Here is a 25,315-nt window from a genome sequence, read left to right on the forward strand (position 1 = left end):
AGTTAATTATTTTAGATCTAGTTGGAAAAACTTGGAATTGCTATGCGGATATGACCAACTCACAGTTAATTCGTCTTCTGTAACTTCTTTAAAACCTTGATTGCGATAAAAATGATGAGCACGTTTTTGGCTGCCTGGCGAATCCAATACGATGGTTTTAAAGTTATGTTCTTTAGCAAATTCAATGAATTCTTCATAGAGTTTTTTTCCTAAATACTCAGGTTCTCCACGGAAATCAGGGTAGGTGAAAAACTTCTTCAAGACTGCTGTGTCAGAATTCAACGGCAACAAAGAAATCGTCCCGACAACTTTATCGTCTTCGATGGCTGTCCAAAATTGTCCACCAATTTTTTGATAATGATTTTCAATCTCAAACAAATCGTATTGCTCAGCCATTGTGATACCAAGCCCGGCTTCAATATTTTGACAAAAGTTAACTAGATCAACGATTTCCGCCGTAGTCTTCGGATTAGATTTGTAGGTAGTAATTTTCATAATGAATCCTCTTTTGATGTAATTGAGTATAATTGTACAATTCTTTTTTTAATTTGAAAGATTAAATCGAAAAGCAGCATCTCCTCAATTAAATGAGAAGATGCTGCTTCTATTTGTTCAAAATCGATTCGATTTTTAGTAGATTATCAACTTCATAAGTTGGTTCAAAATTAGTCTTATTTTGTGAGTTTTGAGGATTGAACCAAACACTGTCGATATTAGCTTCAACGGCGCCGGCTATATCAGCTGTCAAAGAGTCACCGACAATCAACATGTCTGATCTGTTAGCATTTGGTATTTGTTTCTCCATCTCTTCAAAGAAACGAATGTCAGGCTTTTGGAAACCAATATCTTCAGATAAGATAACTTTTTCAAAGTAGTCGCCAATACCAGCACCAGAAATTTGGGCGTGTTGCTTAAATTTAGTACCGTTTGAAATCACAAACATACGATGATCGGAATCTAAGTCGGCCAATAATTCTTTAGCATGAGGAATCAGTTCATGTTCATTTGCAAAAAGTTGAATGTACTCATCTTGGAAGTCGCTAGTATCAACGTCAATTCCAAAATGTTCAAAGTAGCGAGCAAAACGTTGATCAAGCAACTCTTGACGAGTGATCTGCTTGTCTTCAAATTGTTGCCACAAGTTATTGTTCAAAACATGCCAATAAGCAATTTGTGAGTCATCAAAAGCAAAAGAAGAAGCAATCGACATCTCATGCAAAGCCTTCTCAGCATTTTTTTCAGTGTCTAAAAGAGTGCTGTCTAAGTCGAATAGGATAATAGGGTATTTCATTGTAGAGCTCCCTTATGGTTTTTATAAAGCTTAGCATAATTCCCACGTTTATTGAATTGCCCTTAGTCGGGGGATTAAGGCAAAAAAATGAAGAACAACATAATGCTGTTCTTCTAACATTTAGCAGTAATTAGTTTTCTACCAGTGCTCTATATAAACTTAAATCGACTTCATGTTCTAAACGGATGATGAAGCGAATTAACTTAATCTTTTTCCCGTCAGCGTTTTCTTCAATTGTATCATCAGCTTTCAAAACCTTTGCGGATCCTAAGTAATAGAAATCATTACCCTCACGCTTATCGTCGTCTGACTTCTTAACGAATAATTGAATCATACCGAATCCTTTGTGATCAATAACTTGACGCTCAGTGTTGCTTGAAGTTGATCGCCCACTTTTGGAGAACCATTTCATTGTGGAACGATCGAGGAATTCATCTTCATAAGCCATTTTGTTCTGAAATTTCTCGGTTTTTTCCAAGGCTATAAAAACTGGGAGAAATTTTGCATCTGGACGCATGATGTAACCACCAACGTTTTGAGCATTTTGTTCTTTTTTCCAGTTTAAAAGCTTAATAACATCAGCACGATAATATTTCTGGCCGATAATAAAACGATCATCATATGATGCTGGTGATTCATGTAATTGCCATAAGTTGGCGTCAATTGCGTCATCGACATATCTGTGAAAGTCTGGTGATTGCAATTCAGATTGGAAAATAGTTGTTAACTTCCATTCTTTGTCTGTTCGTTGAACTAATGGATTATCTCCATACTTCTCACGATTTTTATTCATGAAGTAAGACAAATCAAGTATGGCAGCTGCATTGTCCAATGATTCTTTGTCACAAAAAATATTTTGAGATTTGAGATCTGACAATATAGTTTTGTCATTTAAAGTATTGTTATTAAATAATTGTTTTAGGATCCAAGCTTCAATTGGTCGTTTTGAAACAACTATTTCTCTTGAAATAAAATCTAGAAATGAGTACTGAACTTTGTTGAATTGCGGTAATGGATTGTCCTCGAATTTAGTTTGCATATCATAAATAGTTTTGAATTTATGGACAATGTCGGACACGTCGATGTTACCCATTTTTTCGAAATCGACAAGCATCGGTATTTCACGACCATTTTTATCTTTTAGGTTCTGATAGGCAGTTTTGAATCGCTTCATGTCATTTAGTCGAGCTTTGGAGACTGCTTTTAGCACACGATTACGGGCAACTTCTTCAAAGTTAATGGTTGAAACGCCTGAAATACTGGGACTAATAATTTGTTTGCGTATTTTTTCCTTATTACTAGTGTTAGAACGATCAAAAGCCATTGGAATCATATAGTTTTCATCATAATTACCAATAAAATCTAAAATAGTGACAGATTCTTTATCCTTGTACTTTCGCAAACCTCGACCTAATTGTTGTAAAAAGATGATGCTTGACTTGGTTGGTCTCATCATGACTATTTGATTGAGACAAGGAATATCAACACCTTCGTTGAAAATATCAACCGTGATGATATATGATAACGCACCATTTTCTAATTCTTTGACTGCTGTTTCACGATCTTCAACTTTATCTGCCGCAGAGACAAATCTAGCATTAATTCCTCTTTGGTTGAGTTTTGTTTCTAACTCTTGTCCTTCGGATACTCTACTAACAAATATGAGACCATGAACATTCTTGTTTCTTGGACCATAGTAGTTGGTTTTAGAAATAATGTAATCGACACGCTCGTCAGAAACGAGATGTTGTAGGCTGGTTTTATCATCAATTACTTCACCATCCTTTTCATAATCAGTTACGCCGATGTAATGAAAGGGTGCAAGTAAATCGTGATCAAGTGAATCCAACAGTGAAATTTCGTAAGCGAGGTTGTAACCGAAATATTCATATACGTTTGTTCCATCAGTACGTTCAGGAGTTGCTGTCATTCCTAACAGGAAATTTGGTTTATAGAAATTCAATAATTTTTGATACATTGATTGAGTTTCTCCACCTTGATTTTGTCCAACCCGATGTGCTTCATCAATGATGATGTAATCAAATGCAGTTGAACCAAATCGTTCTTGAATTGATGATTTGGACACCATATTAACTGTTGCAAAAATATAGCGAGCATTAAAATTTTTATGATTACCACTTAGAATTCCATAATCGCTGTCAGGTCCTCCTAAGATCTCTTGAAAGCTGTCTTTTGCCTTTCGTAAAATCTGTTCCCGATGTACTACAAACAATACTCGTTTGGGATTTACTTGTTGAACATCAAATGCTGCTAAATATGTTTTACCAGTTCCGGTAGCAGCAACTATCAATCCCTTGTCTGCATGTTTAACATTACGGAGATCGTTTAATGCTTCTAGAGCGGGTATTTGCATTTTGTTGGGAACAATTTGACGCGGTTCAGCAATTTTGGATTTAAGTTCTGGACTTGGGTAAACTACGGGTTGCCATTTAATACGATAATTTTCCACCCACATTGGAGTAAGTGGAGTGGCTTCAGTCCATAAACTATCCAGTTCACTTTTGACACTATTAACAATATCTCCGCGTTCTGTTGATGTTACGCGAAGATTCCATTCAAAATTCTTCTTTAAAGCATTCTGTGTCAGATTTGCGCTACCTATCAAAATGCTTTCGTAATCATCATGATTGAAATAATATGCTTTTGTATGGAAACCATCTTGATGAAGAACCCGTACATCTAGATTTGGTATTTGTAACAAATCGTCAAATACATCTGGGTGATTAAAACTCAAATAGGTTGAGGTAATAAGTCTTCCTGATACACCATGATTTGCAATATCAGCAAGTGTACTCTTTAGGTCCAATAGTCCACCAAGCGTGACAAAAGCGACAGCAATCGTGAATGAATTTGCGCTACGTAATTCATCTTCTAATGTATCTAAAACAGTTCCATTATGATTGGTTACTAAAGCTGGTTGATATCGATCTAAAGCTTGAGTTGAATTGTCAACAAAACCAAAATTTACGCCGTTAATTATTTCGTCATTAATAGTCATAGTTAAATCCTGTTTCTGCTAAAGCTTTAATGACTGCAACGTCACTTGGAGCCCAAGTTAATTTTAGAGACTCTTCTGGTGTTACCCATCGTAGTTCATCGTGTGCAATTGTTTTGGTAATGTTACTTTCTAATCGTACGTAATAACAATGAAGAATCACCTTACCAAACTTTAATTCTGCATCACCATCAATGGAAAATTTGCCAAATACTGTTGCTTTGGCACCAAATTCTTCTTTAAGTTCTCGAGCCATGGCTTGTTCTGGTGTCTCCATAGGTTCAATTTTGCCACCAGGGAATTCCCAGTTCTCCCCTAAGACGCGATTGGATGCCCGTTTGGCAGCAAGTAACTTGTTGTTCTTGATAATAATTGCACCAACGACTTGAATCTCACTCATATTTCTCACTCCTATAAAAGATGTCTCAATAGGATCAGTATATCAGAAGAAAACCCGGATATATTGAAGATAAGAATTACGATACATTCGGAAAATAATTTATAATTTCAAAAATAAATCACATAATTTTCGTAAGAAATGTAATTAGTAATTTTATTCCATACAACATGATTACGATCCCACAAACAACATTAATCCATCGTAAGGTTTTTTCATTAAACAAGTTCTTAAACGACGAAATAATCAATGTTAGTGTACTAAACCAGATCACTGATGCCATGGCTACTCCTGAGATGAATGGAGTGGCTCCACTGGCTGGATTGGAGACGTTGAATGCTGCTAACATCATAGTTCCATCCATGATTGCTTGAGGGTTGCACCAAGTTACGACGAAGGCTGTGGTGATGGTTTTCCAAAGTGTGGTTGGGACTTCTGATTTAGTTTCGGTGTCGTCAGGCTTTGCCCTTAGTAGTCCGACTCCGATGTACATGACGATCAGGCTTCCGAAGAATAGCATGCCCATTTGTAGCCACTGGAACTTGTGCATCAAGGCACCGATTCCAAAGAAACAGCTTAGTGATAATGCGATGTCAAAAAGTATTACGATTAAGGCGGTCAGAAATGCCCGTCTTTTTGTGTGCTCCAGTGATGAATTGATGACGAATAAATTTTGTAATCCGATGGGCGCAACGTATGCTAATCCCATAGTTAATCCTTGTAAAAGAAAATTCATAATCCTACCTCATACCAACCAAATTTGTATTAATATGGTGATTATAGAGAGTATGAGTTCACTTGTAACCAACCAAGTGACAAATTATTGACCAACCAAATTAGGAGTTACTATGAATATTCAAATTGATTGGAAGCCTGACAAATCAAGTCAGATACCGGTATACAAACAAATAGTCGAATATATTAGTCAAAAAATCGGTCAGGGAGAATGGCCGATTGGCACACGCTTGCCTTCACAACGGGCAATGGCTGAGCAGTTTGAGGTCAATCGCAGTACGATCACTTCAGCAATTGAGGAACTGACTTCATACAGCATTATTGCGGGAAAACACGGAGCTGGAACTCAGGTTATCAGCAATACTTGGTCGTTGATGTTGCCGGTGACGCAAGACTGGAATCGATTTATTTCAAACGGTTTTTTTGAAGCTAACAATCGGGTTGTTCAAACTATCAACAACATGGAATTTGCCCCAGACATTTTACGACTGGGAACGGGCGAACTGGACCACCATCTTTTTGATAAAAAGCAGTGGAAGAAAGTCCTACAATCAGTTGGTTCAAAAATTGATTCACTCGGATACCTTGAACCGTTAGGGTTATTGGAGTTGCGTCAAGCGTTGTCGAAACATCTTCAGAGACAAGGAATGGACGTTTCTCCTAACCAGATTTTGATCACTTCTGGTGCATTGCAAGCACTGCAACTGATTTCGTCAAGCTTGTTGCAACAGGGGACAACGGTGTTCACCGAGGAACAGAGTTATTTGAAATCCTTGCAGATGTTTCAGTCAACGGGAATGTATTTGTCAGGCGTACCAATGGATGACGAGGGATTGCAGTATTGGAAGATTCCAGTTAAAAAGCGTGAGAATAGCATTCTTTACACTATTCCAACGAATCAAAATCCTACTGGGATAACGATGTCCGAGAAAAGACGTCATGACTTGTTAGACTTCTGTGACAAGAATGGTCTGCCAGTCATTGAGGACGGTGCTTATCAAGAGTTGATCTATGATCAAGAGACACCCATGCCGCTACAGGCTATCGACGACAATGGCATGGTGATTTATTTAGGCAGTGCTTCAAAGACATTGGCTCCTGGCTTGCGTCTAGGTTGGTTGATTGCTCCAGAACCGATTGTCCAACGTTTGGGGGACGTTAAAATGCAAATGGATTATGGTGCTAGCTCATTGTCGCAGTGGGCACTGACCGAATTTTTAAATAGCGGTGCCTATGACGAAAATTTAGCTAGTTTAAAAGAAGAACTGAAGAGTCGTCGCGACAATGCATTACGTGTGTTAGATGAACATTTTAAGGATATTGCGACCTGGAAAAAGCCTGCAGGTGGATTCTACATTTGGCTGACCTTTAACGACAAGATCAACGTGGAAAAACTATTTAAAGTTGCTGTGAAAAAACATGTCTTGCTAAATCCCGGCGACATTTATGGCTTTAAACAGAATCGGTCATTACGGATCTCGTTTGCATATTTGAACAAAACGCAATTTGAATTGGCGATTGGCATCTTATCGGGGATAGTACGGGGGAAATCATGGAAAAAATAGACGTGAATAAATTTCATTTTAAAAATTTTGATATCAGCGATTTAAAGCAACATTTGACGACAAAGACGGTGCCTGCTAAGACGACTTTGTTGTATCAAGGAGATGTTGCAGAAAATGTTTATATCGTTGAACAAGGCTTGCTACGACTTTGGAACAACGACGATGGTCGAGACATTACCTTTCAATTTTTCTTCGAGAATCAGATGGTGTCGTCATTTGAAAGCTTGTATTTGAACCAGCCAAGTAATTTTTCGATTGAAAGCTTAGAAGATACGACTGTTCAAGTTTTATCCAAGAAATCATTTGAAGAGATACTGGATTCGCATGAAGATGTCAGACAATTTTTTACCCAGACGATCTGTAAAAGATTTATCGATTATACGCATTATTTCCTGTCGCGGATCAAGGAGAATCCGCAGGACCGCTATGAAGAATTAGTCGAAACTGAACCAGAAATTTTAAAAAGAGTGCCGCAATATTATATTGCCTCATACCTTGGTATTACGCCGGTTTCGCTCAGTCGGATCAGAAACAAAGCTAAGTAAATTAACAATTGTTAATGAGGGATTTTGAACGTGAAACTATGCTGTATTCATCAAGTGTTTTAGGAGGCACGTTATGAATAAATTAGTAGTTTACTGTCATCCATATGAAGGCAGCTTTTGTCACGCAATTTTACAGCATCTAGAACTCGGAGCAAAGAACGCCGGCAAGCAATTGGACGTCATTGATCTATACAAGGACAACTTCAATCCAGTCATGTCCGGACGTGACCTATTAGGATTCGTTAAGCATCAAGCAGTCGATGACCAAGCCATCGAATACGCCGACAAATTAAAAAAAGCCGATCATCTGATACTGGTATTCCCAATCTGGTGGGAACTAATGCCAGCAATGATGAAAGGCTTTATCGATAAAGTTATTTTTCCAGGCCAAACTTATGAATATACCAAGTCCGGATTAGGGATGATCTCAAGTTTGCCAAATTTGAAGTCGACCACCGTGATCACAACCATGAATACACCGAAGCTGCTGTATAAGTTTAGATACGGAAATGCCGTTAAGAAGGCGTTGATCAACGGAACCTTCAAAAAAGGTGGATTCAAGCATGTTAAGTGGAGAAGCTTTAACATGGTGAAGATGGTGTCAGATAAGAAGAGGAGTAGTTGGTTGAATTCGGTGGAGGATATAGTTGATTGATTATTTATACGTATTTTAGTTAAATTCTAGGTTGGTAATTAAATTTAAAATATTAAATGTCAGTTAATGTCACAAAAAAGGTGTGCTGCTATTTTTAGCAGCACATATTTTTTTGAAAATATATAACTAAATATTGACTATTATGTGAATTTGATGCAATATAATAAATGTGCTGCATAAGATGATGCGAATGCTAATTATTAGAAAAATCTTGCAGCAACATTATATTAGGGGATTTTATATGAGTACCAAGCAATTTGAAAAAATTTTAAATACAATTAATATTGATCCAACGAAAAATACTGAAACAGCGTCAATATTACAAATGTGCAAAGACATTGAAAGCCAACAATATCTTTTGCCTATTTATCAAACGTTTGTACGCTGGACCGCAGAAAAACAGGTTGCGTTATTTCAATATCAATTTTCTGGGAAAGCTCCAGTATCAGCAATTTCTGTAAATAGAATTGATCATAATTTTAAACAAGATAACGTCCGGCAAGTACAGTTCTATTCAAGAAAACAAATTGATGACTATAAAAATATTGTTGGTAAAGACTCGGTTACAGATGGTCAGCAACGTCTGACGACAAATTATTTGGCATATATCGGTGATGTTAGTTTAGGCGGTATTGTTTTAGATATTAATAAAGCCAAATTCCTTGAAGTGGATAAAAATGATGTCAAGCCATACCAGATTCCAGTTACTGTTCTCTATAACAAGGAAGATAATATATACGAATATGTTGAAAAAAATATGAAATACTCCGGAAAGGATTTACTGTATGTTGCAAGTGCTTTAGATAAGGTAAGAACAAAATGGCAAAAATACTACTATTCAATTAATCGAGCATTAAACATGAATGTTAAAGAACAAGAAGAATGGTTTAATATCTTGAATTTAGCAGGTAGTTCGGTTACTAAGGACATGGTCTTTCTAAGTCGATTACAAAATAAAGGAATTGACTTTTACACGGAGTATGCAAATAAATATACTTCTATTATTAAAGACGAGGGATTGATTGATTTATATCCAAAAAAGTCAACTGAAGTATCGATTCCACTGGCATCATTAAATGCGGCTTTTGAGAAAGTTACTAATGCAAAAACACATGTATTAAATATGTCACCTTTGCCATCAGACACGAAACCAAAACAAATTGCACAACTCAGTGAAAAGCAAATAAGATACATATTCACAATTACTCTTGAAGCATTAAGAGAGTCGATAAGATATTACAAAGAGTTCAAACAAATGGATATCGATAGAATGGATTACATTACCAATGTAATTGGATACATAGTTCTTTCTCAATCAAGAAAACTTGATGGAAAGGCTATTAGTGATATTAATGATTGGGTGGAAATAGACCTATTCACCAATGAATCTAATGGAACTAGACGGGTTATTTACCAAGATTTAATATTAAGAACGCAAAATATTAATGTTAAATAATGTAATTCCTATAAAATGCTGTAAATAATGGTATTCAACTCGTTTTAAAATATTGTTTTCCATCAATTTAATTTAGTGAGGGCAATCAATGATGTTAATCGATGAATGAAACGTGGCCATAGTCTTATATTTTTACAATGATTTATATATAGCTTATTGATTACAGTTGATAACAGTTAGTCAATGAAATCACATCTCAAGGGTGTGATTTTTTGTTCTCTGGATAATAAATAAATGTGTCTGAAATATAAATAAACCACGCTTTTATTAGCACATTTGAACCTGTATCATTAAATATGAATACAACCGCTTGGAGACAATAAAATTGGAAAAAATATCCGCACCAATAGTCAAAAAAATCGAATATGGCAAGAAGTCGATTGAAGAGATGGACCAACAATTTGCTGATTTTGGACAGAATGATCTGATTCTGAATTATCCAACTGTGTATATTGTTGAAGATAAATCGTCTCACAATGCTTATTCAGTATATGTTGGTGAAACTACTGATATTAAGCGAAGGTCATTGGAGCATCTGAAAAACGATGTCGGTGCTGGAACGGATAATGATACGGCTTCTCAAAAATTTTGGGAGAAAATAGACAAATCTAAAACTTCCGAAATGTACATTATTGGACATGATCACTTTAATAAATCATTGACCTTAGACATAGAAAATAAGTTGATCCATTACATGTCTAGCATCGATTCCGTTAAGTTGGATAATGGCAGGACCAATCCGCAGAACAGCTATTATACCGAAGATGAATTGAATGCCATCTTCAGTAAGATTTGGAAAAAATTGCGTAATGATAACAAAGAACTTTTTCCATTGGAACGAGTTATTCAGGATTCCGCAATTTTTAAAGCCTCGCCATTTCATAAGCTGACAGTCGAGCAGCTACGTGCAAAAGATGAGATCTTGATGAAAATTGAAGAAGCATTGAACCGTGACAAGTCAGGACAACTGATTTTGATCAATGGGAGTGCAGGAACCGGGAAAACCGTATTATTGAGTAGCCTATTTTTTGAATTGGCTAAGTCCTCTCAAACTGATGATAACAAGATCCTTGAAGGGTCGAATAATTATCTGTTAGTTAATCATGACCAACAATTGAAGGTGTATCAACAAATTGCCGAAAAATTAGATTTAAAAGGCGATGGAACGGTAGTCTCGAAACCCACAAAATTTATCAATGATCATACTGAAGATGAAAAAGCCGATGTGGTTTTAATCGATGAGGCGCATCTGTTGTGGACACAAGGAAAGCAGTCTTATCGAGGAAAAAATCAATTGCAGGATATCTTGAATCGTGCCAAAGTTGTTGTCGCCGTGTTTGATGAACGTCAAATTTTGTCGCGTGAACAATACATGGATTCAGAAGACATGCATAAATTAGTTCTAGGTACGCAGATTGAGGGAAATTACATCAAGCTACACAATCAAATGAGGATTAATGCCAACTCTGATACAGTCAATTGGATTCGAAATCTTATCGATAACCAAGTCGTGACTAATATTCCTAGGGATGATAAGTACGAACTTAAGGTGTTTGATAATCCAGAGAACATGTATGAAGCCATCAAGGAAAAATCTAAAGATGTCGAAAATGGTATCTCCAGGATGTTGGCAACTTTTGATTGGCCATATGTAGACGCCAAGAAACCAGATGATAGTCAATATTGGAACGTGACTATTGGAGATTTTTCAATGCCATGGAACTTGCAGTTGCCAAGGATACGAGATCGTAAAATCAACTACAAGAATTTATCGTGGGCTGAACAGCAACAAACAATAGATGAAGTAGGGTCAACTTTTACTATTCAGGGATTTGATTTGAATTACGCTGCTGTAATCATTGGACCATCCGTGAAATATCGAAATGGCAAAGTTGTTTTTGATAGAACGGCTAGTCAAAACAAGAAAGCCATTCAAAAAAGGACCTACAAAGGCGAGAAAATCGATGCCTCAGAGGACCTTTTAAAAAATGAGTTAAATGTCTTAATCACCAGAGGTGTCAATGGATTATACGTTTATGCGGTTGATGAACAATTGCAAGACGCCTTACTAAAAGCACAAAAAGGGGATATAAACTAATGACTGAAAAAACTACCATGCAAAAGATCAACAAATTCAGAGATGATCGAGATTGGCGAAAATTTCATAACGAAAAGGATCTAGCTATTTCAATCTCACTCGAAGCATCAGAGTTACTAGAGTTATTCCAATGGAAAAAATCTGATGAAGTAGTAGCCAAGAAAAAAGAAAGACTGGAAGAAGAATTAGCAGATGTCTTAGTATACAGTTACATGATGGCAGATAACCTCGGAGTTGATGTAGATGAAATTATCGATAGCAAACTTAAGAAGGATATCGCTAAGTATCCGGTGGAGAAGAGTAAGGGGAATAATAAGAAATATAACGAATTTTAAATAATTGACAATATTTAATCGTGAGATAACTGCATTGTTGTGGATACTGCTTTTACAAAATCATAATTTTTTAGTTTAATATTATTTGAATAAATTTTGAAATCACAACTGAAAATTTTACACACCTTAAATTTTTTGATTTATTCAAATAAATGATATAAAAAATAGACCTATCATGATAATCGGGGGAGACTAGATGAATTTAACTTTTCTTGTTGGTAATGGTTTTGATATTGCAAATGGATTACCAACTAGATATGTAGATTTTTTTAATGGATTTCAGCACAATCCGGATAACAAATTATATGAAATAATAGATAATGATGTTGAAAAATGGTCAGATTTTGAAATTAATTTGGGGGAATTTACAAAAACTGACAAATTTAAATTATTATATGAACAAAATAATAAAAATTTTAATACAGATATCAACGAGATAATTTCAAATTTAAATGATTACTTGATTGAATGTGAGGATAGTGTGAACTTTCATGAAAGTGATGATTTTCTTGAGAAAAGGAATGATGATTTGATGAACTTCACAAGAGATCTCAAACCGATTCAATCCCAAAAAATTGATGATTTGATATTTAGTTCAAATGTAACTAATGTTAATTTTGTCAATTTTAACTTCACAACATTGTTGGATAAAATATTTGATGATATTTCGGATTTTCCAGTTGTTGATAATGCTAATGAAAAGAAAACGATATTTAAAATTGGAAGTGTGGTTCATCCACACGGAGAGATTCAATTATATCCGCTTATTGGAGTGAATGATGAAAGCCAGATTGAAATTTCAGAATTAGATGAGCTAGCTAAAAAAATATTAATAAAACCAGTGGCGGTTGAAAATATTGGAAATGGCATTGTTCAGAAAATTGAAAATGGAATTAATAGGAGTGATGTGATATATATATTTGGGATGTCTCTAGGAGAAACTGATAAAATTTGGTGGGAAAAAATCCTCCATTGGATGATAGAGGATAAGAAACATATACTTATTGTATCTAATTATTCTCCTGATTTTAGTTATGTAAATTTGATGGATATGTTAGTTAATGAGGGAGAAATCAAATCTAAGTTAATCAGATATTTATCAGATAAAAGTAACGAAGATATTTTTGATAATCAATTATTTGTTGTAAATAATCCATCAATATTTGAATATAAGAAATACATACAGAAAAAGAAAGATGAAATATCTGTCAAAGATTAAAAAATTAACATTGATTTAATCAAATAATAATGTTTTAATATTCACAATTATTCAAGAAAGGAAAAGACAAATGACATATAATTATACGCCAGCTAAATCTCAAGCCTTTTTCGGCTTTGCAAACTTTAGGTAGCGTCCGTATTGATCCTAGATGCGGACGTCCCACACGTTCGTGTCTAAGGTTAGCGAAGTCAACTTTGTCTTGGCCAGCTAGACACGTGAAGTCTAACTGGCATAATTCCTTTAATTGAAAACTCGTCAATTAAATAAGCCAGCTAGATTTCTAATCTAGTTGGCTTTTTGTTTTCCTTAATTTAATTGAAGAGGCGGATATCATGAAAATTCATACATTAGGACCAAGTGCTACAGATAGCTATGCGGCAGCAACTCAGTACAATAAAGAAGAATTGCTAGGTAAGGCGAAAATTATTGGTCATCCAAGTTTCGAAAATATTCTCACTAATCTAAACGCATATTCACGCGATTATTTATTGATTCCAGCAGCATTCAAGTCACCCAAGCTTCAAGAAAGTTGGGGCGATATTCATTATGAAAAACTCGATCAAATGGAGTTGGAGAATTGCTTCATGACAAATCTAGATCCATTAGTGGTAGTTAAGAATACTGATGTCGACAACGGCATCGGCTACACGCATGCAGCCACCAAACAACTTCTAGAACAAACTGTCGGCAACGGAATTGAAGTCATGACAGCACCAAGCAAATACGATGCGTATCAACGATATTTGGCGAACGATGCAGAATACGTCTTGACGAATGAAAAGAATGTCACGCTAAATAGCAATGAAAAAATCATCAAGAGACTAACGCCCTCGATGGTATGGTGTCTTTATCAAATAGCATAAAAAAATCGTCCCGAAGGACGATGATTTAATGGAAAGCTATGTCTGAAGTACGTTTTACCCATTCATCAGTAGAAACTCTAAAGTATTGGTTCCCTTGAGGATCGATGGCAACTTTGTCAGTGTACCAGCTAGTATTGCTTCCGAGCATACGATTTGAAACTTTACCTGTTTGACTATAAAGAGCTTGATTGTTTGATACAACATCTAAGGTGTGGTAACCAGATAACGTTGCGATATCAAGTAGCCATATGTGTGAGGTATTGGAATCAGGAACATTGACATCAGCTAATCCTGATTTTTCATCCCAAGAATATTTGGCATATGAACCTAATCCAGCACCATTAAAATCTGGAGCGTATTGCTTATAGTAAAAATCAGAGTTTTGTGCAACTAATGCATCCAAACTAGATTTATCGATTCCAGTTTCAATAACCACAACGTAATTTTCTGTACCGGGTTGTTGTGCGACGCCTGCCCCAATGGAATCAACAAATGCATCTAGAATGGTTTTTCTATGACCATAGTTTGCAATACCAGTATCTTCCCACCAAGTAGTGACTGCTTCGTTAGATATGGCCTGTACGCTTTTATTTGATCGATTGCCCATAGGAAGCATGGCTAAATTCTCAGAACTAACTGCATTGTAAGGCACAATTCGAGATTCATCTTTGCCGGCATGATGGTCAAGGTGACCTAAATTGGCCAGATATTCAGCTCTTTCTTGAGCATAACTGTCCAATGTTGAGTTTTCATTGAATGCAGGAAGACCGTTGCTAGTTCTGATTGTATTAATCGTGTTGATATTACTTTTGCGATAAGCACTAATATCAAGATTAGAATCTGCCTGGACTTCTTGTGTTCCCCCTAATGATCCAACTGGACTAACAACTGAAGACACTCCCAAAATTGCTGAAGCTGATAGTGCTAGTAATGCTATTTTTCCAAATTTCATAATATGATATATTCCCCTCAAAATATAATTTTAATAATAATTATATCAGAACTTAAAGTTAAGAATATGTATACTTCAAGAATTAATTTTTCATCATTTTTCATAATTATTTCGAGGTTGAACCTATCCCACAACGGAATTACGATTAGTTTGAAATGACTATGATGGGATGGTGATTTAAATGGATATTGAAGAAGCTACTGGCAACAAGATCTTGAGGCTGAATAATGGCCACTTTGTTCCTTACGGAATGGTGCCGTCTAAGTTTATTTTGAATGGTGAGGAGTTTGCTGTGGAATCCTGGGTGGACGTCTTTGTCACATCGCTAGATTATATTACGGAAAATGATCCGCATTTATTTCACAACTTGATGAGCGACAAGGTATTGTTCAAGGATGATCCAAGCCGATTCGTTGAACCAATCACTTTAAAAAATGGGTTGACCGTAGAAACTCATTTTGGCACTGACGATATTTTTAGCAAGATCAAATCAATCTTACAGAGTACTCGTTGGGATTATGAAATTCAAATTGCATTGTAAAAATAAAAAAGCCATCCATGGCAATTTCTCAAGCTAATGTGCTTGAGTGAATGTCATTGGGTGGCTTTTATTATTTACTTATCATTTGCACGGTACTGCGACCATCGCCCAACTTCTTGATATATACTTGTTGGCCGATGGTGTTTTTCATCGAATCGATATGGCTGATGACCCCGACCATGCGGTTTTCACCAATGGTTTCGAGTGCTTCCATTGCTTTATCGAGCGTTTCATGGTCCAGTGAACCGAATCCTTCATCAACGAACAAGGCATCAATTTTTACGCCGTCTGAAGATGATTGAACGACTTCACTTAATGACAATGCAATCGATAGGGCAGCAATAAATGTTTCGCCACCCGAAAGAGTATTAGATGAACGTGAACGTCCAGTTTCGTTATCGAAAACGTTGATATCTAACCCATGGTCAGTCCGTTTGTCTGACGCCTCATCGGACAATTCAAAGGTATAGCGATTGTTCGATAGCAAATTGATAAAGTGGTCGTTGGCGTAATTCAGAACTCGTTGTAAGTAGTTTTGAACCACGTAAGTTTCTAACTTAAGCTTGCTGTCGTTGCCGTCCTTTCCAGTCACGATGTTGTACAGGCTAGTGATCTCTCCAAATTTCTTAGCAAAAGTACCTTGGCTCTTGATGATTTTTTTAACTGCTTGGAAACTTTGCTTGGCATCATCTAAAACTTTCTTAGCGTAGGTAACTTTACTGATGATAGCCTCTTTTTGCTCGTTCGCTTGGTTCAAGGCTGTTTGTAACTTGTCCATGTCAGGCTTTTCTGTATCTTTTAAGTCAGTCTGCAACTGTTTGATTTCCTTATCCAAACGAGTTTTGTTTTGTTGATAATTGGAAATAGCAACTTGCAGTTGCGATAAGGCATCGTGGTTGATCTCGTCGATCCAGCTACGTAAAATTGCTTCATCATTGGTCTTAGCATCGGCAGCTTCTAAGGCCTCCGTTGAACGTTCAGTCAACTGCTTGATTGTTTTGTGTTGCTTTGCCAGTTGTTCCGACAGATCCTTCAGGCTAGTCTTGCTTTGCGACAAAATGAGGTTGGCATCTTGCATATTCTTTTGTGCAGTTTGCAAGTCAGTCTGAAATTTCTGGTAACTTTGTTCAAGCTTCGATTTTTCTGCAGTTAGCTCGGCGCTAGTATTATCAGTAGCAACATCTTGCTGTTCGAGGTCGCTCTGTAGATTATCCAACTCAGTCTTTTTAGCAGTCAATTGTAGGTTCAGCTGATTGACCTTGTCGTTGCTAGTCTTGAGTTGCGTCTCTAAGTCGGCTATCTCTTTGGCAGTCTGGTTACCCGCAGCCATTTGGTCATCGACATTTTTGATTTGTTTGTCAAAGGCTAGTTTGATTTTTTCCATTGAAAAAGTTTTCGGGAGGTCAAATTCGATATCTCCACTCAACTCTTGATACTTGTCTGCTAAATTTTTATCAGCAACTTGAACTTCTTGGGTCAGCTTTTGTAAGTCGGCCTTAGCAGTCTTCAAGTCGGCAGAGACTGTTTCAAAAGCCTTGGTAGCTGAAGCTAAATTGTTTTGTGCTTGATCGACTTCATCCATCGCTTTCTTCAATTCGGTCTCATCGGCATCAATCGTGTGGACCATATTTGAATGGTCAGTTGCACCACAGACAACGCAAGGTTGTCCATCGACTAATTCCTTTTGTAATTGTGCAATCATCAAGTCCTGACGACGTGTGATCTGTTGACCATAAATCGTTTGTGCTTTTTTAACATCTGCTTGAGTAGTTTTAAAACGAGCCTGCAATTGTGCAACTTTATCTTGAGTTTGAGCAAGTTGTTGATGAGCATTCTTAGTTTCATTTTCCAAGGGCGACAAGGTCTCAACGAACAATTGTCGATGGACAGTCAATGAATTGCGGGTTCGATTGAGTGCTTCGCCAGAAACTTGCGTCTGCTTTTTCTGATCGATCTGACTAGCAAGTTCTTTGACGACCACATTCTGCTGGTCAAATTGCTTTTGAAATTCTACCAATTGTGGTTTTCCTAAAGCTAACTTTTGTTTGATTGATTCAAGGTTTTCAACCTTAGGAATCAAGCCGGCTAGTTCTTGGCTGCGTTTGTTCTGCTTTTCAAAATCAGCAGTCTGCTTGGTCAATTCATCGACTTGTGACTTAGACTTTGAAAAACTTTGTTCCGCAATCGAAACCTTGTCAGTTAGCTCGGTCTGTTGTTTGAGATTCTGCGAATATTCATTAGTTTTATTGTCTAAATCCCGAATCGTATCTTGCAACAACTGCGCCCATCGCAATTCTGACAAGTGAGCTTGTTGCTTTTGATATTCGTCTTCTTTTTCAATAATATTAGTCTGATAGTCGGTCTTAAATTTCGCCAAGTCGGTAAATTTCTTTTCTAGATCCTTGCCAGCTTGAAAATCTTTGTCGGTGCTGGCTACGGCTGCATCCACGACAGTTTTCTGCTTATTTAATGAGGCAAGATTAGTTTCGCGTTCGCCAACGTATTGTTTGAGCAAGACGACTTTTTGCGTCGTAGCTTCCTTTGCCAAAGCAGCTTTTTCCTCATCAGTCCAAGCAGTCGACTCCAACTGGATCTTCAAGTCAGTATCGAAACTCTCATTCTTTTTCCGAGCAGAATCGTACTTATCTTTTAATTCCTGAGTGAATTTGGTAAACAGCTGCGTCCCAAAGATTTTTTTCAAAATCGGTTCTTTATCATTGGTATTTGATTTCAAAAATTCGGAGAAATCGTTTTGCGGCAGGAGGATGATCTTCTTGAACTGATCCGCAGTCAGATTGAGGATACTGTCGACTTCATTGGCAACGTCGACTGGCTTAGTAGCGATACTAGAAATTTCTGTGCCACCAACTTCGTCAACGATGGCAAGCTTTGCGGTGGCGGTATTCTTAGTTGTTCCAGTACCACGTTTCTTGGCGAGAAATTGTTCGGGTGTGCGGATGATTCGATACAGCTGATTGCCTTGTTCAAAGTAAAAGGTCACGCTAGTTTTTTCATCAGCTGGTGCGAATTGGCTCCGCAGTTCTTTAGCATTGCGGTCGCCCGTTGTCGTACCAAATAGGGCATAGGTCATGGCATCAAATATGGTCGATTTTCCGGCACCGGTATCGCCGCCAATTAGGAAAATCGGTGCTTCTTCGAGTTCACGAAAATCGATCACTGAGTCCTCGTGAGGACCGAAATAATGCATTTGTAAGTAAACTGGTTTCACGACTAATCTTCCTTTCTTAAGTCGACGAAGATGCCATCGACAAGTTCTTTTTGGTCCTTAGTTAGGTCATTGCCAGTAATGGTTTTAAAAAATTGGTCAACGATATTATCCGGACTGAGTTCGCTGAGATTTTGTTGAGCCACGTCAGGTCTGTCTTCACGTTTGACGTTTTCGTAATCGAGTTCAACCACGGTCCCGTAAATTTCTTGAAGTTTAGCCCGAACGTTGATGTGCTTGCTACGGTCGAAGTCCTTGACGGTGATGGCGAACCAAGCCTGGTCGATCGGTTGCGTCTTGTAAAAAGTCGGATCAAGCAAAGTATCCCAATTTTCTTCCAATACTACTAAATCAGTTTTTGGCTGAATCTCAAAAAAAGTCCGTTCGATTTTGTCAGAGGTCACTTCAACAATATCGACTCCTTTTCCTTGATTAGCCATCTTAGCTTCTTTAACGTTGAATTTTACGGGACTTCCAGCATAGCGGACATTTTCAGCAGGTGAAGCATTGCGTGTGTGGATGTGGCCCAGCATTACATAGTCGAATTTTTCAAATTGTTGTGCAGTCAGGGTTGCTAGTCCACCGACTTTTGACGTGGTTTCACTGGTGAGCTCAATTTCTTGATCGGCACTAGGAGAGACGGCAAAGTGGCTGATCAACACGTGTTTTTTGTTGGGGTCGAACAATTTCTCCATGTCAGGCAAAACTAGATTCATCGCATCAGTGATCGTGTGGATATTTTTAACTTGGTCAGCATCTAAACCTTGTTCTTGGTAGTAAACGCGAGCGTCCATGGGGTCAAAAAACGGCAGCATGAAAATTTGGACTTCCGGAGTTTCGACTGGCGAAAAAGCTTCGTCTAACAAAGTAGTCAGGTGAAAGTCGCTTTTTTCCATCCACTCGTTGGCGAAGTTTAATCGTTTGGCTCCATCGTGATTGCCAGAGATTGCATAGATGGGCAGTGAGTGCTCGAGGTTGATCTCCTGCAGCATGCTGTCCAAAGTCGTGACGGCGTTGGTGCTAGGAATGGCACGGTCATAAATGTCGCCAGCGATGACGACTGCGTCAACTTGTTGGTCGATAGCAATTTGCAGCATTTCCTTGAAGGCGTGCTTTTGTTCGTCCAACAGCGAATAGCCATTGAGCGTGCGTCCGATATGCCAGTCGGCTGAGTGTAAAAATTTCATACTAGTCCTCCGTATTCTTGGTATTTAAAGTTTTCTTTTCATTGGTCAGATATTGGAATTCCGCACCGACAATTTCTTCCGCTTTAGGTGAATTGTAGCGGTCAAGTTTGAAGTCGATCTCCTTTAAGTTTTCCGTCAGCATTTGTTGCTTTTGTAAAACCTCACGCTTATGTTTTTTCAACAGCGTTTTGCGATGCTCGATCGAACTAGGACCTTGCATGACGTCTTCGATGTAAGAACGAATGTCCTTGATCGCCATGCCAGTATTTTTGAGGCAGACGATAGTTTTGATCAAATTCAAATCCGCATCGGTAAAAATTCGATATCCAGCGTCGTTTTTTGCCACGAAAGGCAATAGTCCTTTCTTGTCGTAATAACGGATTGTCGAGATCGACAGGTCGAAGTCTTCGGCGACTTCTTTAATTGTGTAAGTTTTGATCATCAGACCACCTCAATTTTTTTAAAAAACGTTCTTGCCCTAAACCATGGTTTAGAGTTTACACTCTTGTTATTCGATAGTTAAGAACATTTTCGATTCAATGGAGGAAATATTATGACAGAAACAGTTTTGGTGACCGGTGGCAGTGGATTTCTCGGTCTGCACATCATTGACCAATTATTAAATCAAAATTATCAGGTGAAGACGACTGTCCGTTCTTTGAAGAAGCAGGATAGCATTCTTAATACATTACGCAATAATCAGACGAAAAATCTCGATCAACTAACTTTTTATGAAGCGGATCTTTCAAGTGACCAGGGTTGGGATGAAGCGATGAGTGGGACTGACTTTGTCATGAGCGTAGCTTCGCCAGTGTTTTTCGATCAGCCCAAGAATGAAGCTGATGCGATCCGTCCAGCAGTTGAGGGAATAATCCGCGTGCTTCAGGCTGCCAATCGGGCACAAGTTAAGCGAGTAGTAATGACTTCAAACTTTGGTGCAGTTGGGTTCAGCCGTAAAAAGTCGAATCGTCCAACGACTGAAGCGGATTGGACCGATGTTGATCAGAAGGGAATTTCTTTGTACGAAAAATCCAAGTTGATCGCGGAAATGAAGGCCTGGGACTATATCGATCGGCCTGAGGTCAATTTGGAATTTGCGACCGTCAATCCAGTTGCTATGCTTGGTCCATCATTAAATGGCCACGTTTCGGGAAGCTTTGATATCTTGAAGGGTCTGTTCGATGGCTCGCAGAAACGATACGTTGATTTACCGCTGAATATCGTTGACGTTCGTGACGTTGCCGACATTCATATCAAAGCCATGCAGACTCCAATAGCCAACGGTCAACGATTTATTGCAAGTGCCGATGGTGAAATTTCAATCGGTGAGATGATCCAGCTTATTAAGAAGCAACGTCCAGAATTGTCTGATAAAATAATCGACAAGAAATTGCCAAATTGGCTGATCAATTTAGCTGCAATCTTCAATAAGCAAGCTCAAGGTGGCAAATTATTTATAGATATGAACCGCAACGTTTCTAATCAAAAAGCTAAAGAAACGTTAGATTGGCATCCGCTTGCTAACAATGAAGAAATCGTGCTGAGTTCGATCGACACGATGAAAAAAGCCGAGATCATCTAAGATCTCAGCTCTTAATCGTATAAACCGAATTCGATATCGCGTTTTAAGTTGTCGTTAAAATCATCGGATTCATCTTCATCGAAATCGTCGTCAGAAAAGTTGGGCGACCAAGTCCATTCGCCGTCTTCATCGATCAAACCATGTTCGAAGTCAAAAATATCATCGTCCATCGGATGGATCCTCCTTTTTTCTTTTAATTTTAGCAAGGAAGAAGGCCAAACCCTAATTTAAGTTTTTATAATATTCAACAAAAAAATCGTCTTTTTAACGGACGATTTTTTGTATTTATTTAAATGTATTATTTGTTATTTAGAAGAAGTAGCTTTTGAAACCGGAGACCATGTCCAGTCACCTTTTTTATTCATATCTGCTTGCTCTAAAACTGCTACATTGGAATTTTGTGTCATGGATGTACCTCCTTTATTTCTTATTCCATTGTAACAATACGGTCAAATATAATGGTTTAATTTAGAAAAAAATTGATATTAATTAATGGGAATAAAAATATGAGATCTATTTGGAGATAGAATTTCTTCCTAACAAATGTAATACTGCTGTATTTGATTTTTTAATAGACATAATTTAAAGTTAACTTTAAATACGATGGATTTAAAACTTTTTAGGGAAAACAGAATTTTGGGAGACTAAATATGTTCAAGAAATGCTCTATTTGCGGGAAGAGTTCGACTTTTTTGAAGGGGAGTGTCGAACTTCTCGATGGAAATGTTTGTAAGGATTGCCTTAGAAAATCTGGATTGAATGAGATACGGGCTAAGTCGATGTATGTTGCTGAATTTTCTAAACACATCCAGGCTGCACCGGTTGTTCCGACAACGATTAGTCGAAGTGATATTCGAAAAGCTAATCGCAAAGAAAAGGAACAGAAAAGATTAAAGGCTCGTAATGATGCCAAGCAGGAACGGATTGCTCAAAAGGAAGAGTATCAAACTATTTTGGCCAACATGAAGTCTCATGATGCGGTCAGTATTGAAAAACTATTGTTCGATGATACTACTTCAAAAATGTTGATCAAGAAGTCATTGTTGACGCCATATCGTCTAGTCGACTATTCGGAAATAGTTGGTTTTCGAGAAAATGTTCAAGGCAGTCAAAAGAGTAAGCATCATCGGATCACCCGCGGAGCTGTTGGTGGAGTTCTACTTGGTGGACCAGGGATGGTCATTGGAGCTTTAACTGGCGGAAAAGATTTTCAAGTCGTTAACCATTTAGGAGTTGTGATCACTTTTTCCGATGGTACCAACTATGAGGCCAAAATTATTAATAGCGAAACTAAAACACAAGGCTTCATATACAATGGTCTGATAAAAATTGAACAGCAACTGCAAAGTAAGCTTCAATCTATTATTGATCAGCCAAAGCGGATCGATGCGCAGACACAAGGTTTAACGACCAATTTTGAACAAGAAAAACGTGAATTGCTGGAGTTGAAAGAATTGGTCGATGCTGGAGTTATCACGGAAGAAGAATTCCAGTTGAAAAAGAAGAAAGTACTCGGTATCTAAAATATTTTAGAAAATTCAAAAAGGACACGCTCCCGACAAATGTGGGAAGCGTGTCCTTTTCGTTTTGAATGCGTTGGAATATGAATATTTAAATAGATAATTTTTTTAAAAAAAGGATATTATCTAATTAGGTTGTGCGAAGGGAGTAATTACCCCTTCATAGCGACTTAGCAAGTCAAACGAATGATACGTACCCCTCGAATAAATGAAACTTGTGGAGGTATTGATCATGAAAAATTTGGAAGAGATGGAGTTGGAGGATACGGTTAATATTGCCGTGGCTATCTACGTTTTGTCAGTAGCAGGGGTAAACTTTGCACGGGCATACGCAGAAATGAAAAAGGCTAACCGCAAAGGTTAGCCTGATCTCCATCGTTCTGAAGCTTGTGTTGAAGTCATCAATCTCACACATCGATGGCTTCTTTTCGTTTGTAATTATAACAGATTGTTTTAAAAAATGGAACGTACGTCGCCCGAGGCGCGTGCGCTACTGTCTGAAGTGTTGGCTGCGCCAACGAACGACTAAGGATGGGAACGTACGTCGCCTGAGGCGCATGCGCTACCGTTTAAAGTGTTGGCTGCGCCAACGAGCATTCAGGGATGTTAGTCATTCAAATTATATCTTAGCTTCATGTGTTCTGATCCAAAGATCACCATGTCGCCGAGTAGTTTCGTTTGACGTTTTAATGAATCCTCAGCTAGCTTGTTGTTTGCTTCTTCAAGATATTTTTGAATGTTGGCACTGCTTTGTTTCTTGATGTCAGCATCTGTGTCGTGTTGGATCTTGCGATATGAACCCATAGCTTCGAGTTCGAAGGTATTTCTGAAGTCAACGTACAAGTCGTAATCAGTGTCGCCTAGTAGGGCAGTTGTACAACTTAACCAGTACATGTTGTTGAGGTTAAATTCGTCGTCAGCGTCTTTATAAGTAGCAGGGGTGTCGTTAACGTTTGCGTAGAATGGCACAACTGAGTTGAAGGTATTAGCACCGAATGCTAACCAGTGGATACCAGCAATTTCGTCGGGAACGTTATTTCTGATTTGCAAGATGTGAACATCGTGGTTTCTGTTGATACCGATTGGACGGAATTTAGTCTTGTCTGATTCGGAACCGTCGCCATAGACATCATATTTAGTGTTTTCGTAATGTGAACTCAAAACGAACTTAACGTCTTCGATTGAGATCTTACGGTTAGCGTGGCAGATGAATGGCAAGTCTTGTTCCATTGGGTCTTGTTCTGCATCTGGAGTGAAATATTTTTGACCAAACCAAGCACGAGGGTTGTTGTAAACAGTATCTTTAATGCTTGCACTACCAAAAATGTGACGTAGGTTGTAAATGTTTTCGTCCGGATTCAAATTATTTTTTTCAATGAAATCTTGTAGGTCTGCTGAAGCTAAAGTATCAGCTGAATCAAAGTCGAAGACATCGATGTTCATGCGGTTAGGGGCTACAACGTAGGCATCGTCAGGGATACGAACGGCTGCCCAATGGTGTCCACCAATAGTTTCAAGCCACCAAACGCTGTCTTTATCAGAAAAAGCGATTCCGTTTGGTTCGTAAGTTCCGTATTCTTCAAGAAGTGAGCCAAGACGTTCGACACCTTCTTTAGCGCTGTGGATGTAAGGAAGTACTAGTGTAACTAAGTCTTCTTCACCAATTCCACCTTCGACGTAAGGGTCGAGTCCTAAGATGCGTGAGTTAGTTGTGATGGTTTCGGTAGCTGACATTGCAATGTTTTCACTGTTGATACCAGCAGCAGGCCAAATACCATTAGTCAAAATTGAGTTAGGAATTGAAGTGTAACGTAGGGGATTGTCAGGAAGTTCAACCTTAACCTTGCTAATAACTGATTGGTAGTGTTTAGGTTGGTCTTCAGGATTGACCACTACAAAACGTTCAGGATCTAGAGCTTCATGACCATCATCATTTCTAGAAATAATGGTTGAGCCGTCGATCGAAGCCTTTTTACCAACTAAAATTGATGTACATGAGCCTTTAATTCTTTTTGTCATTTTCAGAGATACTCCTTTATTCATATTACGAACATTATAACGTTTTTCGCCAAGGTTCTAAATGTTCAACCCGCTTTAGGCAAGATATTTAACTATCGAGTTAGCTTGAT

The 25,315-nt window shown here is 37.9% G+C and carries 23 protein-coding genes; 12 read left to right on the plus strand and 11 right to left on the minus strand.

Annotated features, from left to right (window positions below; genetic code table 11):
• Nucleotides 1-6: 6 nt before the first annotated feature.
• From LKF16_RS09535 to LKF16_RS09555, 5 genes are all read right to left on the minus strand, one after another.
• A complete protein-coding gene (locus LKF16_RS09535) occupies nt 7-495 on the minus strand; it encodes a GNAT family N-acetyltransferase (RefSeq protein ID WP_291470875.1) in 489 nt (162 codons plus the stop codon).
• Nucleotides 496-604: 109 nt separating this feature from the next.
• Entirely contained in the window at nt 605-1,291 is a 687-nt protein-coding gene (locus LKF16_RS09540) for a YjjG family noncanonical pyrimidine nucleotidase (RefSeq protein WP_291470878.1), read from the minus strand.
• A gap of 130 nt (nt 1,292-1,421) precedes the next feature.
• Nucleotides 1,422-4,310 carry a DUF3427 domain-containing protein gene (locus tag LKF16_RS09545; protein WP_291470880.1) on the minus strand — a complete coding sequence of 963 codons (2,889 nt, stop codon included), beginning with the start codon at nt 4,308-4,310 and terminating at the stop codon, nt 1,422-1,424.
• Entirely contained in the window at nt 4,300-4,707 is a 408-nt protein-coding gene (locus tag LKF16_RS09550; protein WP_291470882.1) for a (deoxy)nucleoside triphosphate pyrophosphohydrolase, read from the minus strand. Before LKF16_RS09550 ends, LKF16_RS09545 begins: the two co-directional genes overlap by 11 nt.
• 118 nt (nt 4,708-4,825) lie before the next feature.
• The gene (locus tag LKF16_RS09555; RefSeq protein ID WP_291470884.1) at nt 4,826-5,440 is read right to left on the minus strand and encodes a LysE/ArgO family amino acid transporter; all 615 of its coding nucleotides are present in this window, start codon (nt 5,438-5,440) and stop codon (nt 4,826-4,828) included.
• Nucleotides 5,441-5,552: 112 nt separating this feature from the next.
• On the opposite strand from LKF16_RS09555, the gene LKF16_RS09560 reads away from it, so the two are divergent.
• From LKF16_RS09560 to LKF16_RS09595, 8 genes are all read left to right on the plus strand, one after another.
• Nucleotides 5,553-7,004: an aminotransferase-like domain-containing protein gene (locus LKF16_RS09560; RefSeq protein WP_291470886.1), complete on the plus strand. Its 1,452-nt coding sequence runs from the start codon at nt 5,553-5,555 to the stop codon at nt 7,002-7,004.
• Complete coding sequence (locus LKF16_RS09565; protein ID WP_291470889.1) at nt 6,992-7,549, plus strand: Crp/Fnr family transcriptional regulator; 558 nt, start codon at nt 6,992-6,994, stop codon at nt 7,547-7,549. Before LKF16_RS09560 ends, LKF16_RS09565 begins: the two co-directional genes overlap by 13 nt.
• A 73-nt stretch (nt 7,550-7,622) precedes the next feature.
• A complete protein-coding gene (locus LKF16_RS09570; RefSeq protein WP_291470891.1) occupies nt 7,623-8,204 on the plus strand; it encodes an NAD(P)H-dependent oxidoreductase in 582 nt (193 codons plus the stop codon).
• A 241-nt stretch (nt 8,205-8,445) separates the two neighbouring features.
• The gene (locus LKF16_RS09575) at nt 8,446-9,660 is read left to right on the plus strand and encodes a hypothetical protein (RefSeq protein ID WP_291470893.1); all 1,215 of its coding nucleotides are present in this window, start codon (nt 8,446-8,448) and stop codon (nt 9,658-9,660) included.
• Nucleotides 9,661-9,985: 325 nt separating this feature from the next.
• Entirely contained in the window at nt 9,986-11,758 is a 1,773-nt protein-coding gene (locus LKF16_RS09580) for a DUF2075 domain-containing protein (protein WP_291470895.1), read from the plus strand.
• Entirely contained in the window at nt 11,758-12,093 is a 336-nt protein-coding gene (locus tag LKF16_RS09585) for a nucleotide pyrophosphohydrolase (protein ID WP_291470897.1), read from the plus strand. The genes LKF16_RS09580 and LKF16_RS09585 overlap by 1 nt, the downstream gene beginning before the upstream one ends.
• 196 nt (nt 12,094-12,289) lie before the next feature.
• Nucleotides 12,290-13,312, plus strand: a complete 1,023-nt coding sequence (locus LKF16_RS09590; RefSeq protein ID WP_291470899.1) for an AbiH family protein — start codon at nt 12,290-12,292, stop codon at nt 13,310-13,312.
• A gap of 335 nt (nt 13,313-13,647) precedes the next feature.
• Nucleotides 13,648-14,178 carry an amino acid biosynthesis protein gene (locus tag LKF16_RS09595; RefSeq protein ID WP_291470901.1) on the plus strand — a complete coding sequence of 177 codons (531 nt, stop codon included), beginning with the start codon at nt 13,648-13,650 and terminating at the stop codon, nt 14,176-14,178.
• A gap of 25 nt (nt 14,179-14,203) precedes the next feature.
• On the opposite strand, the gene LKF16_RS09600 is transcribed toward LKF16_RS09595, so the two are convergent.
• Nucleotides 14,204-15,130 (minus strand): CAP domain-containing protein, encoded by a 927-nt coding sequence (locus LKF16_RS09600; protein ID WP_291470903.1) that lies wholly within the window; start codon nt 15,128-15,130, stop codon nt 14,204-14,206.
• 181 nt (nt 15,131-15,311) lie between these two features.
• On the opposite strand from LKF16_RS09600, the gene LKF16_RS09605 reads away from it, so the two are divergent.
• Complete coding sequence (locus tag LKF16_RS09605) at nt 15,312-15,671, plus strand: hypothetical protein (RefSeq protein WP_291470905.1); 360 nt, start codon at nt 15,312-15,314, stop codon at nt 15,669-15,671.
• 70 nt (nt 15,672-15,741) lie between these two features.
• Here the strand turns inward: LKF16_RS09605 and LKF16_RS09610 are convergent, their stop codons facing one another.
• Genes LKF16_RS09610 through LKF16_RS09620 form a run of 3 tightly spaced genes read right to left on the minus strand, consistent with a single transcriptional unit; the run spans nt 15,742 to nt 20,526 of the window.
• Nucleotides 15,742-18,900: an AAA family ATPase gene (locus tag LKF16_RS09610; protein ID WP_291470907.1), complete on the minus strand. Its 3,159-nt coding sequence runs from the start codon at nt 18,898-18,900 to the stop codon at nt 15,742-15,744.
• Nucleotides 18,901-18,902: 2 nt separating this feature from the next.
• Nucleotides 18,903-20,084, minus strand: a complete 1,182-nt coding sequence (locus tag LKF16_RS09615; protein WP_291470909.1) for an exonuclease SbcCD subunit D — start codon at nt 20,082-20,084, stop codon at nt 18,903-18,905.
• A gap of 1 nt (nt 20,085) precedes the next feature.
• On the minus strand, nt 20,086-20,526 hold the full coding sequence (locus LKF16_RS09620; RefSeq protein WP_291470911.1) for a MerR family transcriptional regulator: 441 nt from the start codon (nt 20,524-20,526) through the stop codon (nt 20,086-20,088).
• A 111-nt stretch (nt 20,527-20,637) separates the two neighbouring features.
• Between LKF16_RS09620 and LKF16_RS09625 the strand changes: the two genes are divergently transcribed.
• Nucleotides 20,638-21,666, plus strand: a complete 1,029-nt coding sequence (locus LKF16_RS09625) for an SDR family oxidoreductase (RefSeq protein WP_291470913.1) — start codon at nt 20,638-20,640, stop codon at nt 21,664-21,666.
• An 11-nt stretch (nt 21,667-21,677) separates the two neighbouring features.
• On the opposite strand, the gene LKF16_RS09630 is transcribed toward LKF16_RS09625, so the two are convergent.
• Complete coding sequence (locus LKF16_RS09630; protein ID WP_291470915.1) at nt 21,678-21,836, minus strand: hypothetical protein; 159 nt, start codon at nt 21,834-21,836, stop codon at nt 21,678-21,680.
• Between the two features lie 480 nt (nt 21,837-22,316).
• Between LKF16_RS09630 and LKF16_RS09635 the strand changes: the two genes are divergently transcribed.
• Entirely contained in the window at nt 22,317-23,189 is an 873-nt protein-coding gene (locus LKF16_RS09635) for an SHOCT domain-containing protein (protein WP_291470917.1), read from the plus strand.
• 229 nt (nt 23,190-23,418) lie between these two features.
• The gene (locus LKF16_RS09640) at nt 23,419-23,550 is read left to right on the plus strand and encodes a hypothetical protein (protein ID WP_291470919.1); all 132 of its coding nucleotides are present in this window, start codon (nt 23,419-23,421) and stop codon (nt 23,548-23,550) included.
• A 242-nt stretch (nt 23,551-23,792) separates the two neighbouring features.
• Here LKF16_RS09640 and LKF16_RS09645 read toward each other — a convergent pair whose 3' ends face one another.
• The gene (locus LKF16_RS09645; RefSeq protein WP_291470921.1) at nt 23,793-25,205 is read right to left on the minus strand and encodes a C69 family dipeptidase; all 1,413 of its coding nucleotides are present in this window, start codon (nt 25,203-25,205) and stop codon (nt 23,793-23,795) included.
• Between the last annotated feature and the right edge of the window lie 110 nt (nt 25,206-25,315).

Source organism: Companilactobacillus sp. (genome assembly GCF_022484265.1).
Classification (GTDB): Bacteria; Bacillota; Bacilli; order Lactobacillales; family Lactobacillaceae; genus Companilactobacillus.

Excerpts from the sequence above, each read along its gene's own strand:
- LKF16_RS09620 (WP_291470911.1), bottom strand. The coding sequence starts at position 20,526 with ATGATCAAAACTTACACAATTAAAGAAGTCGCCGAAGACTTCGACCTG.
- LKF16_RS09600 (WP_291470903.1), bottom strand. The coding sequence starts at position 15,130 with ATGAAATTTGGAAAAATAGCATTACTAGCACTATCAGCTTCAGCAATT.
- LKF16_RS09545 (WP_291470880.1), bottom strand. The coding sequence starts at position 4,310 with ATGACTATTAATGACGAAATAATTAACGGCGTAAATTTTGGTTTTGTT.
- LKF16_RS09565 (WP_291470889.1), top strand. The coding sequence starts at position 6,992 with ATGGAAAAAATAGACGTGAATAAATTTCATTTTAAAAATTTTGATATC.
- LKF16_RS09640 (WP_291470919.1), top strand. The coding sequence starts at position 23,419 with ATGAAAAATTTGGAAGAGATGGAGTTGGAGGATACGGTTAATATTGCC.
- LKF16_RS09605 (WP_291470905.1), top strand. The coding sequence starts at position 15,312 with ATGGATATTGAAGAAGCTACTGGCAACAAGATCTTGAGGCTGAATAAT.
- LKF16_RS09595 (WP_291470901.1), top strand. The coding sequence starts at position 13,648 with ATGAAAATTCATACATTAGGACCAAGTGCTACAGATAGCTATGCGGCA.
- LKF16_RS09625 (WP_291470913.1), top strand. The coding sequence starts at position 20,638 with ATGACAGAAACAGTTTTGGTGACCGGTGGCAGTGGATTTCTCGGTCTG.
- LKF16_RS09585 (WP_291470897.1), top strand. The coding sequence starts at position 11,758 with ATGACTGAAAAAACTACCATGCAAAAGATCAACAAATTCAGAGATGAT.
- LKF16_RS09635 (WP_291470917.1), top strand. The coding sequence starts at position 22,317 with ATGTTCAAGAAATGCTCTATTTGCGGGAAGAGTTCGACTTTTTTGAAG.
- LKF16_RS09645 (WP_291470921.1), bottom strand. The coding sequence starts at position 25,205 with ATGACAAAAAGAATTAAAGGCTCATGTACATCAATTTTAGTTGGTAAA.
- LKF16_RS09555 (WP_291470884.1), bottom strand. The coding sequence starts at position 5,440 with ATGAATTTTCTTTTACAAGGATTAACTATGGGATTAGCATACGTTGCG.
- LKF16_RS09560 (WP_291470886.1), top strand. The coding sequence starts at position 5,553 with ATGAATATTCAAATTGATTGGAAGCCTGACAAATCAAGTCAGATACCG.
- LKF16_RS09575 (WP_291470893.1), top strand. The coding sequence starts at position 8,446 with ATGAGTACCAAGCAATTTGAAAAAATTTTAAATACAATTAATATTGAT.
- LKF16_RS09570 (WP_291470891.1), top strand. The coding sequence starts at position 7,623 with ATGAATAAATTAGTAGTTTACTGTCATCCATATGAAGGCAGCTTTTGT.
- LKF16_RS09615 (WP_291470909.1), bottom strand. The coding sequence starts at position 20,084 with ATGAAATTTTTACACTCAGCCGACTGGCATATCGGACGCACGCTCAAT.
- LKF16_RS09590 (WP_291470899.1), top strand. The coding sequence starts at position 12,290 with ATGAATTTAACTTTTCTTGTTGGTAATGGTTTTGATATTGCAAATGGA.
- LKF16_RS09535 (WP_291470875.1), bottom strand. The coding sequence starts at position 495 with ATGAAAATTACTACCTACAAATCTAATCCGAAGACTACGGCGGAAATC.
- LKF16_RS09550 (WP_291470882.1), bottom strand. The coding sequence starts at position 4,707 with ATGAGTGAGATTCAAGTCGTTGGTGCAATTATTATCAAGAACAACAAG.
- LKF16_RS09630 (WP_291470915.1), bottom strand. The coding sequence starts at position 21,836 with ATGGACGATGATATTTTTGACTTCGAACATGGTTTGATCGATGAAGAC.
- LKF16_RS09540 (WP_291470878.1), bottom strand. The coding sequence starts at position 1,291 with ATGAAATACCCTATTATCCTATTCGACTTAGACAGCACTCTTTTAGAC.